Genomic DNA, 15,255 nt, shown 5'->3' on the forward strand with positions numbered 1-15,255 from the left:
GACGTTAAGTACTACTGCGCGTTGTAATCCACCCGATTCCACTCAATCGCACGCTTACGCCAATGCTGTTCGATGGCCTGGGTAAAGTCGGCGCGGACAATCTTGGCGCGAGCCTCGCACCAGTCGGCAGACTCGCGGCGGATAACCAGCCCCTCCAAAGGGCCGCTACGAAAATGGCTAGACGAAATCTGTACCTGCTCAAGTAGCGACTTCACGCTGGTTCGCCCAGAACACACCTGCGGCACGATCTTCAAACCAGCCTGGGCGGCCAGCGTATTACGCCGCGTGGTGCTCCAGAACTTACCGGCGTGGCGGTCATATACATCGAACAACAGGAACCAGTCCGGCAAGGTGCCGTAATCCAGTGAATGCCGAGCAGCACACCACTCGCCGAAAAGCAGCAGTTCGGGGCGTAAAACCACGCGGATCGCTTTGCCATGCTGGGCCAGCCAGGCAGGCAGGCGTGAGAACTGCCCGACATGCGGCTCCTGTAGGTACTGGCCACGATTCTGTGCACGCAGTTGGCCGTCGTCCGCCAATGAGAGACCCAAATTTGCCCCGTCGAGCTTTTCCTCCACCACCACGCTACCCGCCAGCAGGACCTTGGCCTCGGCTGCGTCGAGCACCTTATCGTCGCGGGGTTTATCTGCACCCAACCAGACAAGATGTGGTGTGTGGGGGAAACGAAAGAACCCAGTCATCGCAACTGCTTTTCTGCATATTTCTGCCGCGACCAGTCTTCAATGATGGGATCAAGCAGTATCTGATGGGTCTGGAGTGCCCCTTCCCAGTCATGCCAGTCCGTGTCGCCAGCAAAAGCGACACACCCCTCCCCGAACGCTATATGTGAAGCCAAAGCAGCAGCCACCATCTTCCTGTCTGCTAAATCATGTACCACAGCCTGTAAGGATTGCGGTAAGACTCCACCGCTCTCATCGTATTCCACTATCACATCGTCCACGGCGGCTGTACTCCACTTGTGCATCACCACCTGAATGCCGAAGTCGTTAAAACCCAGCTTGTGATTGTACTCCTCATAAATTTGGCCCTCCCCATCTAGGACCAACCGGGATTCGCTCTGCTGGAAGCCGTCCAGCCAGGTCCAGACCACCATGCGCAGCGCCGGATCTTGAGGAGTTGCGTCAATGTCACTGGGATGTATCGGATCAGCAGCGCTCGCTGCTATCAGCACATTGGTATCGACCACATAGCGCGCTTTCAAATCTTTCATGATTTGGCACCTTTCTGACGCTCAAACATCAGTCGTGCCTGTTCGCGTGTCTCACCCAACGCATCACCGAAGAAACCTTCAGGCCAATTTCTTACCCGTCCAAACGCATCAAGCTCCAACTCACGTAACCTTGCATAGTTATGTTCGCGCTCGACGAAGTACATCGCTGCCTCGGCTACCGTACTAATTTCCTGCTTTGCCACAAGTGTCTGCATACGCCGGAACAAGTGCTCGGAGTGTGTCTCGACGATGAACTGCACCTTGCGCTCACGGCTGATCTGAGCAAACAGTTCGGCCAAAAGGGACTGCGCCAACGGGTGCAGATGACTTTCTGGTTCCTCGATGATCACAATATGTCCGGGCTCGGCAAACAGAGCCGACACGATGACCGGGAGAACCTGCGATACGCCTACGCCTACATCCTTGAGGTTCGACTTGCTGCCCTGATTCTCGATTAGCAGCTCATAACGCGCTGAGCCACCCAGCGCACGAACGGTAAGGCCATCGGCGAGCCCCATTTCTTTCAGCCAGTGGATAGTCTGCTGGAAGAGTTGCGCCTCAGCTGGCGGGGTCTTTCTGCCCCTGTGTGCAGCTTGTAACGCCACCCCACTGGCAATCAGTGCATCCACGGCCCTCGCTCCATCATCGCCGATACTTGCTGGCATACGGCCTGCCCAGATGTAATCGCGCTGGGCAAGGCGGCGAACCGGCCCCAGATAGATGATCTTGCCCAGCTCATCCAGCAATGCGGGGCCAATATCCCTGATCATTTCGCCTCGCGTGCCCAGTGAGGCAATCGCCGAGGCTGCAAAGGCGAAGGAGCGCTGAGGCCGAAAGTGCGGGCTTTGCCCCACAGGGCGATGCTCCGCTCCCAACTGCAAGCGGTAGATGCCCGGCCTGCGCCGCGCCACGAAAAAGCCCTGACCATCCTTGCCAAGGCGCAGATAATCCAGCTCGGCACTGCCACCCGGCCCCTGCCGGTAGCGTGCGGAAAAGATGGTTGCCTCTTCTGGCTGGCCGGATTCGCTCCACTTGAACTCGACCCCGACCTGATTGGCCTTGATCGCTTCAGAATCACCGCCATGACGGGATAGCAGATCCTTGAATTGCCCTAGCGTGACGGAGTCACCTTCATCAGGATTGCCGAGATTAAGATCCAGGTTGGGGTCGTCGCCTTTCACCGTCTGGCGGATCAGCAACAGGCTTTGGATCAGACTGGACTTACCCGATGAGTTGGTACCCAACAGCAGTGTGATCGGAGCCAGACGCATGGCCCCGGTGGAGCGCCAGATTTTAAAGTTATCCAGTTTCAGATGAGTCAGCATGTTCGCTCCTTAAACCAGCTCGTCCAGTTCCAACTTGTCCCAGGCCTCGAGCACAAGCCTCTGAGTGCGATACTCGCCGAATTCACGGACTTCGCTGCGCTGCAACACCGCAAAAGTCTCTGAGGGGTAGCCCTGGCTTACAGATTGTGGGTCCAGGATGAATTGCAAATCCCTTCTAGTCAGACCGTAAAGCCTCGCGTAGTAAGCATCCAACTCCGCACGCAATTGCATTCTATGGTCTGGATCAAACCCAAAAGGCTCCCCCTCGTACCCCAAATCTCTCGCCCATGGTTCCAATCCAATCGAGTTATATGTCAGCGCAATAACCCTTGAAACAATGAAGTCGATATCTCCTTCCGAATAGCTGTCCGGAGGCAGCACAGGAAGCTGCTTGACTATAAAGAAGTTCATAGTCAGCCCGCCTATTTTTTGGCGCGCGGCGAAATCAAAGCAGAGTGCAGTCAAGTTAGCCAGCAGCAACGCAGCGTATGGAGCTGACTGCTCCGTGAGAATCAATGGAAACTTGTTACCAACTGCAACTTTTGGAATTACAGCGCCGACAAATGAGCGAACGCTTGCTCTCGCATCAGTAACATCTCTAAACCCCAACATCCAACCCTTGGACCACTCTTTATCCTTCAAGCACTCATCAAGCAATTTTTTCGGAACCCAATAGAAAGGAATAGGTTCATAGCCCGAATCATTCAACTCATCCAAATCAAGTCTAGGAAGTACGTGAACTCTTTGGCCATCGACCTTGCTGAAATCACCATGCCTATAATTATATTGATTAATCATCTTAGCTTCGAAAAGAGGAACAAAGTGCTCACCTCCACGAGAAAAAACATTTCCAACAATTTCGAAGCCATCTTGTTTCAAATCATGGTAAGTCTTAAACAGGTAACTATCATTGGACATATCAAACATCCTAAGAAACCTGACACCCCATGGATTCTGCTCCTCCTTTCCAGCAGAATTTTCCCTGACCAGAACCGGTACCCTGGCATACACACGACGAGTAATGTCTGCATCCATCCGTGAACGGAAGATCGGGCAGGTACGGGTATTGGGGTTCACCTGGATGATTTCTTCAGCCGTTAGCGTGAATACCCGCTCAGGATCCTGCAGCTCATCAAGCTGCTTGCCCTGGAACAGGAAGCGAGTCGCGCCGGCCTGCATTTGGGAGCCTAGTACCGTGGTCAGTGCAAAGCGCAGCATATGCCCCTGGCCTGCTCCCTTGAAATAACCTTCGTTTTCGAACTCGAAAAAGCTTTCCAGTGACCGTTGCTCGATCAAATCGCCAAAAAACGCCTTGGTGGTATTGTCGGTAGCCAGACCGGACGGAACGATAAACCCGGCACGTCCCATCGAGCCAATTACCTGCCGGATCGTCTCGGAGAACAGCGCGTAGGTATTCACATCGCCGACACCGGTCAGCGAGAAGCGCCCACCGTCCTCGCCATTCACATGGGCAAATACACTGGCAGCCTCAGCAGTACGGCGGGCAACAATAAACTCACGATATAAACGCTGCTCGGCCTCGCGAGTCTCAAAGCTCGATACTTGGCCCGGATATAGATTTTGTCCCAGCAGCCCCTGCGACAGCCAGTCAATCCGCTGGCTACGCTCAGCCTTATTCCCCGCGCTGGCGACCATCTGACTGCGTGAAGCAAAGAACTCCTCCTCCTGCAGCTTGATGCGCTCCCACGGCGGATTGCCCAGCACGCAGTCAAAACCGCCAGCCCTAAACACCTGCGGAAACACCAGCGGCCAATGCAATGCCCGCGCTTCCTCACAGGCCGCGGTAGCCGCACTGAGCTGCTGCCCGTGCTGCTCACTTCGGGACTCGCTGAACAGCTCCAGATATAGCGTCTTGCTGGTGGGAGTAATGTCCTGCGATACCTCCGTCTTCTCGAGCAGGAAAGCACCAACCATCAGATTGGCTGCGTGCAGCAAACGGCTACCCTGAACTTGCTGCTGGTAAGCGCGGTAAACTTGATCCTTGGCGGCGATATCGGCCAGGGTATCGTCAGGTAAGGCATCAAGAGCCTGCAACTCGTTGTAACCGACCGCTGACTCCAGCGACAGACTGATGGTCTGCTTGCGGTCGAAAGCCTTTTCCAGCGCTTGAAGACCGCCCTTGTTTTCCTTGATCAACTGCTTGCAGACATCCTTGTCATCGCCAGATAGCGCCTTGAAGGCATCTTTCGGAATGCCTTTTTCCAGCACTTTGAGATCAATGACGCCAAGCAACGCGTTACCGCATTGAATGTGCGAATCGAGAAAACCCAGCGGCTTGCCCGGCTCCAGCGCTTCCAGCCAGAGCGCGGTCTTGCACAGCTCGATGGCCAGAGGGTTGAGGTCAACCCCATAGATGCAGTGCAGTACCACCTCGCGCAGAGCGTGGCGGTACTGCTCTTCAGTGTACTGATCGCCTTGGGCATCCAGCTCGGCCACCTTGGCGGCTAAACGGCGGGCGGCGGCGAGCAGAAAGTGGCCGCTGCCACAGGCTGGGTCGCATACCTTGATCGACAACAGCGCAGCACGCGGCTGCTCGGGGTTGGCCTTGAGTCGCTGTTCGATCACCGGCAGCAGCGCGGACTGGATCAGTTCCTGCACCAAGTTATCCGGGGTGTAGTAGGAGCCACTGGTCTTGCGAGCGTTACCCTGATTACTCTCGCCCTCAGCATCGCCGATAAAGCCAAAGCTCCAAGGCGATGTAGCCGGGTTGATACGAGGTTCAAGCTCCAACAAAGACTCATATACCGAGCCCAGCTCCTCGGTGTCCATGTCGCGGTAGTTGATGCGAGTAGCGCCGTTCTTACGTTGCACCCAGGTCACGTTGCGGATGGCGGTAAGCAACGCTTTGTTGCCAAGCTGCGCAGTGTCCAGATCTTTGCACTGTACTGCAGCAAAAAGCCCACCGAGCGCCGGCAGGCCAAGCAGCGGCTGGCCGCCGCGCAGGGCGGTAAAGGTGGTGGTCAGCACCTGCCAAAGGTCGGCATAATCATCGTAGAAGCGTCGCTTGCGGGCACGCTCACGCAGCAGGTTTAGGCTGTAGCCCTGATCAAAAAGGCGGAGAGCCTCCGGCGTGACGGTGTTCGGGTCATGGAGGATCTTGCGGTCCTCGGCAGTGAGCAGGAACAGAAGGCGGTAGACCAACCGCAATAGCTGGTGAAAATAAGCATGACGGCTGAGCCGGCCACATGACAGAGCCTCGCGCAGCGCATGGTTGGCCGGGTGGGCGACGAAGCCGTCGCCCAGCGCCCGCAGCGCCTGTTCAACGCCGGAGCGCAGGTCGTCACGCGCCCGCTCTCCCTCAATCGCCGCCTGCTCGCGCCACTGTTCCAGCCAGCACTGCGCGATCTTGCCACTTTGGGCAAGAAAGCGGCTGGCGTGCAGGATCATCCATAGGGCGACGAAGTCAGAATAGAGGTCGTCCTCGAACAGACGAGCAAGATCCACCTCGACAAAGGCCGGGCGGGTCATCGACGGGTTGTCGCGCAGAATTCGCAGCACTAACCCATTGCTAACAATACCCCACAACGCCTCACCGCTGGCGTTGAGGTATTCCTGCATCAGCCCCTGCGGCGAGCGTCGGCGCGCCTCGTCACCAAAGACGAGGTGGCTTTTGTCCAGATCGAAGTCCGGTCCTGTCAGCACTAGCGGAATATGCGCGATGCGGCGGGATTGACTGCTTGCACCGTTTCCTAGGGCAAACCCTGAGCTGGCAGGATCCTGCTCGACATAGCCGGCCTCATGGCTAAGCGGAAAAAGCCGCTCCCCCAGGTAGCGTGGCTGGCGGCAGACCTGCAAATCTGTAAAGGCAAACGCCTGCTGCAGCAGTGGCACCAGGAAGCGCTCTACGGACAGCGCAGTACGATCAATGTCCTGACGCTGGCGCGCCTCGCTGAAGGCCTCCCACTCAGCCTTGGCGATACGCCAGTAACGACTAACTTCCTCACGCAGTTTAAGCGTGCGGTGCAGGCCATAGTCAGTGCTGCCCTGCCCCTTGAGCTTGAGGTCGCGCACAGCATTAAGGAACTCGCCGGGGAAAATACCGCCTTCGATACGCAGGCTGTCGAATTCGCGGTGGATAGTGCGGGTCATGGGGTGATTTCCGTTTCTTGTCTGCCGGTATTGGCCGGCAAGCGATCATTCATTGCTGTCGGTTGACGCTTCAGACCAGTTGCGCGTCCGGCATCAGCACGTAAAGGCCGACCACATCGACCGGCAGTTGCGGATACACGTCATAGGTACCTTTGGCCTTGGCAGCATCACGCACACGACGGTGATCCTTGAGCAGTTCATTGGCGCGCTGACGGGCAATGTCGTCGAGCACTGGCTGCCAGGCCGACACCTGTTCCAAGGCTTGTTCGACCTGACGCTGGCGCATCTCTGGGGCCATATTGCGGCTCACCGGCCGCTGCATCAGCGTCAGCACCTGGGCTGGCGTAATGACTTGCGGTGGGTGTTGACCGCTAACAACGACGGCGATAGCTTCTTCGGCGAGCAGTTCACGACGTTGGCTCGCTCGAGTCATCGTCAGTTGGGTACGGAGACGAACCAGCAGCAAAGTGGTTCGCAGTGTCACCGCCTGGGTGAACCAGGCCCCGGAACGACTAGCTGCAGCGTCGCCGTCGCCTTTAAGCGCCTCCTCGGCGAGCTGGTCGGCCAATCCGGCCACTAGTGGGTGGGTACGGTGGATGTGCTCGGCCACCCCAGCCGGTGGGTAACTGAAGTCGATGTTACGCAGACTATCGATACCGGACTGGGCCAAACGGTCTCGCAGTGACTCGGGCAATTCGACATAGGGCAAACGCATGATCTGCTTATACTGACCCAGCGGCGCATTGAGCGCCTGGCAGGCAGCAGTAACGAAGCGGCGCACGTCAGCCTCGGTGCCCAACACTTCGGACATGCGGGCGAATTCCGGAATGACATCGTCTGGCTTGAGAGCACGTTGGGCGAAAATGGTCTGATTGCGGCGCGCCTTGTCTAGAGCATTCTGCCATTTGCTCTCCAGGTCATCCTCGATTGCCTGCTGGCTGTCGAAACCGAAATCAAAAGAGAGGTTGTACTTCATCTCTTCACGGGTGAGCAGGACGGTCTGCATGATTGCCTGACTGATGCGGGTTTCGTCCTCGGGCATAGGTACGGAGATACCTAGCGCCTTACGAATGCTTTCTGCCTTACGTAGGATCACCTTCAACACTGCACCATCTACCGGGTTATCGGCACCGTAGAGCATCAGCGCACGTACCTTGCCAGAACGTTGGCCAAAGCGGTCGACGCGGCCCTCGCGCTGCTCATGCCGAGTCGGGTTCCACGACAGGTCGTAGTGCACCACAGCATCAAATAGGTCCTGTAGGTTGATACCTTCGGACAGGCAGTCAGTGGCAATGAGAATGGCTGGCTTATCGATGTCGCGCAGAGCATGAATCTTTTCTTCGCGCTCGCCCGGGCTGAGTTCGCCGGTGATGCTTACCACTTCGTGATCCTTGAACAGTGGCTGCAGGGCATTCGCCACATAGTGGGCGGTAGCGATGTAGCGGCAGAAGACCACCGGTTTGAAGCCCTGCTTGACCAGTCCCCTGACCTCGACGATCAGTTGCTGGAGTTTTGGGTCGTTGTCATCGACAAGGCGACCTGCCTTTTCGATCAAGCTGCGCAGGCGATCGGCATGCTGCTCCAACGCGGCCCCCGGTTCAATGTCGTCGGAAGACAGCCCACGATCGCTGGAGCCATCCAGCACGGTGTTGATGCCAATAGCCTCAATTTCCGCCAGTTGGGCAACATCGTTACTTCCACTACCTCCAGCAGCTCCTTTTAGTCGAGTCTGCAGTGCGCGCACGGCGGCTGCAGGTGAGGACGAGATACACCTCAGCAAAGCCAGAGCAGCCCACCAATTGAGGCGCTGATGCAGGGTACCCTGACCTTCCGCCTCACAAACCAACTCGCGAGCATAATCGAGCACATCGCCGAATAGTGCGCCCCAGGAACCACTGAGCTGGTACGTCTTTTCTGCTGTTTCGCGCTGAGGAAAGCTGGTGCTGTCCTGCCATTCACTGATGTCGATGCGACGGCGTTGAACCAAATGATCGCCAAGCTGTTTGTACAGCGGATGGTCGACGCGGGAGATATCTTTCAGACCAATAAAAGCCTTGTTCAGCAGGCCGAGCAGATTGTAGTAGGCATCCTCGTTGCCACTGTGGGGGGTGGCGGTGAGCAGCAACAGGTGACGCTCTGGGTTGTCGGCCAAGGCGCGTAGCAGACGATAGCGTTGATGTTTACCGCGACCAACGCCTTCGGCACAGGTATGCGCTTCGTCGACGATCACCAGCTCTGGACACGCGTTCTGGAACTCGTCGCGGCGTCGGTCTGACTTAATGTAGTCAAGACTAACTACGGTAAAGGGGTATTCAGTGAAGATTGAAGTGTGGGTCTGCAGGCCTCGTTCCAGACGCTCGACAGTACCCGTGGTGACCACCTCGGCGCTTATGTTGAACTTGCGCTGCAGCTCCTCCTGCCACTGCTCGCAGAGGTGCGGCGGGCAAAGTACAGTGAAGCGCTGGATCTCGCCACGGTCGAACATTTCCCGGGCAATTAGCCCGGCCTCAATGGTCTTACCGATACCTACATCGTCGGCGATCAGCAGGCGAATCACTTCGTGTTTGAGCGCCATTAGCAGCGGGACCAGTTGGTACGCGCGCGGCTCGACGTTGATGCGACCTAGCGCGCGGAACGGGCCAGCTCCAGCGCGCAGTTTTAGTAGCAAGGCATCACGCAGAAGCAGCGCCGAATTCTGCGTACCGCGCTGTGCCTGGGTAGCATCGGGCAACGGGAAGGTAGCCGATTTCGGTGCCTCTCGCTCAAGTAGCGCGTGAATGACAATTACATCGTCGTCCGAGCCACCCAATGAGCGCAAATGCAAACGAGGGCCGTCGGACTCAGGCAGTACAATCCATTCACGCCCGCGGGCGCTAACGATGCTGCCGGGTTGAAACTCCTGAAAAGCGCTCATGCGCGGAAATCTCCAAAAATGTCCGGATAGCGGCGCACGACGTCGGGCCAGCTACGGGTATCACGGGTGAAGCGGATGACGGTAAAACCATGGTCTACCAGCTCGCGGGTCAACTGCTCGTCGAACGCGCGTTGACCCTGCTGCTCATGGTGTGGGCCATCGATATAGACCAGTGCCAGCGCTTCCCGATAAACAAAGTCGGGCCGGGTCTGCTGGGACTCCAGGTAATGCTGGGCAAGATCTGGCTTGCGCAACTGATGTTGCTCGATGAAATCCAGCCATGCCTGTTCCAGGCTGCTGGCGGACTGTTGACGCAGGTTGGCCATGTGGTCCTGCCCTTCGCCGTCGAGGTGACCAACTTCTAAGGTGGCGCTAGCCAGGGCGCAGAGCAGGTCAGTGACTTCATTGAGCTTGCGATCCAGCAGTTTGTGGTCGGGCTGGTTGTAGTAGCTGAGTAGGCAGCGGTAACAGGCTGCGTCGCACTCCTCGCTTGGGTTCTCCAGGTTGGAGGCCGACCAACTGTCGTCCGGGCTCCGGTAGTGCATGATCTCCAGCGCCCGGCGTGCGACGCGCGGTAGTCCGGCCGGATCGGTAGCCAAGCGAGTGAGCACCCCGGCACCGCCTTCCGCCGACTCGTAGAACAGCATGCTGTTGCGCTCGTCGCGACCAGGCAACGGCTCGACCATCAACTCGCTTTCTTCAAGCTGGAACTCAGCCTCAATACCGCGTTTAAGGGCGTACTGCAGGGTGGCCATGCCACCTTCATCGAGTGGTATCGAAGGCTTGATCACCAGGACATTTCGACGATCCTCGACAAAGGGCGAGATACGCTGAGCCTGGATTCTATCGATCTCGGCGTTCTCGTTTTCCTCCTTGGGTGCCTGCTCGTCGTTGCTCCAGTAGCCGCTAACCGGGTCAATCTTGAAACCGTAGATCTCCGTATCCTTACGGCGGCGCCAGCCAAGATTCATGCGCCACACCGTAGCGGCCGGAGCATATTGCAGGTCGAGCAACGGAGCGTCACCCTCCAGCATCAGGCTGCGGACTACTTTGGGCACGCCATTTTCTTCCTGATACTGCAGGGTGGTACGCACCTCGTAGCCCTGTCGCATGCGCTCTTCTTCATCACATGTGATGCGCGTAACCCGTTGGGTGCTGACGTTCTCAATACGGAACAGGTTGTTGATGACCTTGCCGCCTGCTAGTGGTGCCTGGCACGAGAGGCACTGTTCGTAGTGCCGCTGATTGCGGAAATGTCCGTAGCCACAGGCGGGACACAGCAGAGCCTCTTCGGTAACAATCCGAGCCTCATTGGCGCCCTGATTGCGCACACCTAGAATCACTCGCTTGACCCGGTACTGACTGCCTTCGTGGTAGATCAGGCTCAGCGGTCCAAACTCGGAGATAGCCAAAAAGCGCGGACGAGATAGCACGCTGTCACGGCCGACCCCACCCATACGGCCGGGTATGAACGCGGAGAGGGGAAGACGCGGGAAGTTGTAACCGGGCAGGAAGCCCTGGCTGGCCAGGTAGCGGTAGGTCTCGAAATCCGAATGACTGCCCCCGCTGGTTTCCAGCAACAGATTATGCTGAATCATCGCCTCGCGGTGACGACGCTCGGCAATCTTGCGCTCCTTCTCGGGCGCAGCCGGGTTGGTCATGATCGCGCTCGCCTCGTCGATCTGCCGGCGCGTGGAGGCATAGAGGTCACGCCAGCGTTGCAGAGCCTTGTCGAAGCGTAGGAAGGCAGAACCAAGCTTGGCATCGAGCCATTGAGCAGCAGCCTCGTCAACAGGCTTGCCGCGGTCTAGCCAAATACCCTGCGCGCTCGTTAGCTCGCCATGCAACATGCCCAGCAAGCGAGTGCCGCGCCGACCTGCCCGCGCCAGCGCGTCCTTGTTGCCAAGGGCAACCACATAGTCGTCGAGCAGCGGCATCTCGCTGGGGCTTTCCATATCCAGCATGGTGTTGATGGTCGAGGGCAGCTTGCAGCCAGTTTCCGCCAGCCAAGTGGCGAACAGGTGACTTTCCACCAGATCCTCATTAGCTAGGTCTAAGGTCGGCGGGCTGACCTCGCCATAGACCATGCGCCGCGGCTCCTGGAAGAAGTACTGGTCGTGCGGGCTGAGTGCAGCGCAATAGGTGATGATCAGCGCCGGTTGCCCGGAACGCCCTGCCCGGCCACTGCGCTGGGCGTAGTTGGCCGGGGTCGGCGGCACGTTACGCAGGTAGACGGTATTGAGCGAGGCGATGTCCACCCCAAGCTCCATGGTCGGTGAGCAGAACATGGCGCGCAGGTCGCCTGCACGGAAGCGCTCTTCACGCTCCTCACGCAACTCTGCTGGCACCTGGGCCGTGTGCTCACGAGCCTCTAGGGTGAACAAATCACGCTGCTGACTCTCTAGCATGTCAGCCACGCCGTTGTAGAGCCGCTGGAAATAGGGGTTACGGCTGACCGTCTGGTTGAGCACGTCGGGCCGTGGATCACCCTTACCCATGCGCCAAAGCAGAGCCTCGCCGAGCACCTGATAACCGCGAATGCCCTTCTCGAGTTCGACGCCCTCGATCAGCCCATAGCTTTCGACGATATCCAGCAGATCCTGGATGAACTGTGCGTAGTTAGCTTCCTTAAGCGGCTCATAATGTCCACCCTCCCAGAACGAAGTGGTCTTAACCACCTGGCCAAAGCGGGTACGCAGGCCCAGGGGCACCGTGTTCAGGTCTTTGCGAGGTTTACTGAGCGTAGCGTAACCGGCTTCGGTGAGGATCTCGTCCTCGGTAAAGGCCCATGGTTCCTTGAGATGCTGGCGGCTCTTATTTTTCCACTCTTCGAGATTGTAGCGATCGAGGTAACGGGTCTTGATGCACAAGTTGCGACGCATCACGTCCAACAGCATCTGCACCAGCTTCTGTCGGACAGTGGAGCTGGCGAGCGCCAGCATCGGGTGTACCTGACGCTCACCTGCGGCTCCAGGCCTGGAGGTTTTCTGCCAGCGGGCATCGTTGTCGCAAAGGGTCGGCAAGTCCTCGTACTCGATGCGCAACAGGTCAAGCTGTTCGAGGTTGGGATTGTTGAAGCGCCAGCCGCGGCGCAGATCGAAATACAGCCGGTAACCGAGGATGTTGCGCATGGTCTCCTCGGCATCGCGGCGCAGTCGCGGCGCGACGTTGCCGGGATTCTGCAGATATTCGCTACGAATCAACGGATCATCGATCGCGAAACCTAGGGCTTGGAAAACCTGCTGCGTGATTTGGCTGTCGCTGAGCGGATCGTCACCACGCTGACGCACGCAGCTGAACAAGGCACTGCGCATCAGCAGTATCTGCATAAAGTCGTTGAAGTGCCCGGCCTGCAACGAAGCGTCCTGGCGGTTGTCGGTGAAGCCAAGCAGCTTGCGGGCATCAGCGGCCAGTTCGCTGTCCGCTCCCAGCATGTAGCGCAAGGCGGAAATGCTCAAAATAGTGGTGGCCGAGCTGCGCCCTTCACCAGATAGGCCGGACAGCCGCGTCCAGTCCCGACCACGCGACTGATTGGCCCCGCAGCACAAACAAAAGCGGAAGCTGCCGGGGATAAACCAGCTGCGCACGCCCTGCAAGGTTGTCTGGCCATTGCTAGCGGCAAAGACTTCCTGCGGCTTGTATTTGCGGTAGGAGGACTTGATGCGAGGTTCCTTACCAGTCAGTTCCACCCAGTTTTCTGGATAACTCTCGAGGTTTTCACCATCCCAACTGCGCTGAGGATCGATCATCAAAAAACCGTGGTGCACATCCTCATCGTCGTGACTGGTTTCCTTGATGCTGCGCGGTGCAAATGAGCGATTGCCGTTCTCGACTTCATCCCAAACCGGATAGTACTCCTGGCCACAATTGCGGCAGAAATGCACGCTGTAAAAACGCCGTTCGCGCTCACCGGCAACAGTAAGCTGCCCGGATAAATCCAGCTTGCGTGTGCCTGGCCCCTCCAAAGTGGCGTACATGTCAGCGGCACCGGAGACGAACTGGTGCAAGCGGAAGGCGAATAGAGGTTTGCCACTAACGTCCTTACACTGATAAGCCGTCAGAAGGAACTCAGATAGGTAGACTGCGCAACGCTCGGCCGACTCTCCGCTCGAGTCGGCAAGCCGACGGGCGGCCTCCTCGATGCTAAGCGGTTTTGCTCGCACCCAACGACCTTCGGTATGAGAGAGTCCGAGCGTCAGCTCGACCCAGGCGGAAATTGGGTGCTCACGCAAGTTCTTGAAGGAGGGGGCCTGAGGCACGCTGGCATTGATGGCGCTGGCCAGCACATCCGCAACGGGGATCTCCAGTGCTGGCGTCACCCGCTGGAGAGTTTCAGTGATGATGTTGTCCGGTTTGACCTTCGCACCAAAGATCTTTCCGGCAACTTCAGCTACAACCTTATTGCGTTCGGCGAGAGTGCCTTTTGTGGACATGGTGGCTGAAGTGCCAACGCACAAGAGCCCACTATTTAGACGCTCGCGCACCCTTCGCACCAACATAGCAACGTCCGCCCCCTGACGGCCGCGATATGTGTGGAGTTCGTCCAACACCAAAAATTGCAGTCCCTCTGCCGCCTGTATAAAGGCACGATCTTGCTCACTCTGCCGGGTCATCAGCAGTTCGAGCATCATAAAGTTTGTGAGGATGATGTCTGGCGGATTGATGCGCATTCGATCGCGTTCATCGGCCTTTTCTTGTCCGGTGTAGCGACCGTAGGTAACCGGGCGCGGCTCAGCGCCATAGCTAGCTAAAAACTTTTCCAGCTCCTCACACTGGCTGTTCGCCAATGCGTTCATCGGATAAATGATGATCGCCTTGATTCCCGCTTTGGCTCCTTGCGCCTTGCCCTTGAGGATTGCATCGAAGATCGGGATGAAGTAACTGAGCGACTTACCGGAGCCCGTGCCGGTAGTCAGAACATAGCTCTCACCTGCTTGGCAGCGAGAAATGGCCTCCTGCTGGTGCTTATGCAAGCTCGCCGGCACGCCTGGTTTTCCACCCTCTTTGCCGAAGCGGAAAATATGCGCGCACTCCGGGTGTAGGGTCCGGTTGGCAACCAGTTGCTCTACATTTTGCCCGGCGACAAAAAAGGGATTTACCTGAATTAAGGGCGATGGCCAGTAACGCCCAGTGCTGTACTCAGCCTCCAAATACGCACGGATATCCTCAGCTCTCGGATTGGTGAAGCTGCGAGCAAACTGCTCGTAATCTCGAATAACCTGATTGCGAAAGCTAAATGCATCCACCTTGATGCGCTCCTTGGGCTCGAAAACTACTGGGACAACGGCCCCGCTTCATATCAAAGCAGCATCTTACGTCATTAGTGTCTCAGGTCACATGTTCGTAGCCGTATCTCAGGTGGGCTGATGGTCTTGATTGGATCGTGGTGAGTAGCGAACGTCTAGCCGGCAAGGGGAACGTCGGTATGAGCTAGAGCCTCTGAGAGGCAACCTGATTGACGTAACAAGTCAACAACCAGCCCATTAACTATCGCTCCTTTGATAAATGCCCAATGCTTTACGTGTCGCCCCGACGGTGCCGAGGTCAGCCTCCGGTCGCGAAGCGTGAATGTCTTGAAGCACAGCCAGCAACTGAGCGAGCACCTCTTGAAGGTGAGCCTGCCGCAGTAGGCCGGCCCCATCGGCCAGCAAGGGCTTGGGCAAAGCCAGTCGCAA

General features: G+C 57.5%; 6 protein-coding genes. All 6 read right to left on the reverse strand.

The genetic code is table 11. The annotated features are described in order from the left end of the window. Nucleotides 1–11 precede the first annotated feature (11 nt). The gene (locus tag ACYP2Q_RS19620) at nt 12–701 is read right to left on the reverse strand and encodes an RNA ligase family protein (protein WP_459732049.1); all 690 of its coding nucleotides are present in this window, start codon (nt 699–701) and stop codon (nt 12–14) included. Beyond that, entirely contained in the window at nt 698–1,231 is a 534-nt protein-coding gene (locus ACYP2Q_RS19625) for a hypothetical protein (RefSeq protein ID WP_459732050.1), read from the reverse strand. Before ACYP2Q_RS19625 ends, ACYP2Q_RS19620 begins: the two co-directional genes overlap by 4 nt. Next, nucleotides 1,228–2,556: an AAA family ATPase gene (locus ACYP2Q_RS19630; RefSeq protein ID WP_459732051.1), complete on the reverse strand. Its 1,329-nt coding sequence runs from the start codon at nt 2,554–2,556 to the stop codon at nt 1,228–1,230. The genes ACYP2Q_RS19625 and ACYP2Q_RS19630 overlap by 4 nt, the downstream gene beginning before the upstream one ends. Before the next feature lie 9 nt (nt 2,557–2,565). Beyond that, nucleotides 2,566–6,666 (reverse strand): Eco57I restriction-modification methylase domain-containing protein, encoded by a 4,101-nt coding sequence (locus ACYP2Q_RS19635; protein WP_459732052.1) that lies wholly within the window; start codon nt 6,664–6,666, stop codon nt 2,566–2,568. Between the two features lie 70 nt (nt 6,667–6,736). Further along, nucleotides 6,737–9,580, reverse strand: coding sequence for a helicase-related protein (locus ACYP2Q_RS19640; RefSeq protein ID WP_459732053.1), 2,844 nt, complete (start codon nt 9,578–9,580; stop codon nt 6,737–6,739). Further along, a complete protein-coding gene (locus ACYP2Q_RS19645; RefSeq protein ID WP_459732054.1) occupies nt 9,577–14,826 on the reverse strand; it encodes a DEAD/DEAH box helicase in 5,250 nt (1,749 codons plus the stop codon). Before ACYP2Q_RS19645 ends, ACYP2Q_RS19640 begins: the two co-directional genes overlap by 4 nt. Between the last annotated feature and the right edge of the window lie 429 nt (nt 14,827–15,255).

It is taken from the genome of Pseudomonas sp. MHK4, from assembly GCF_054600775.1.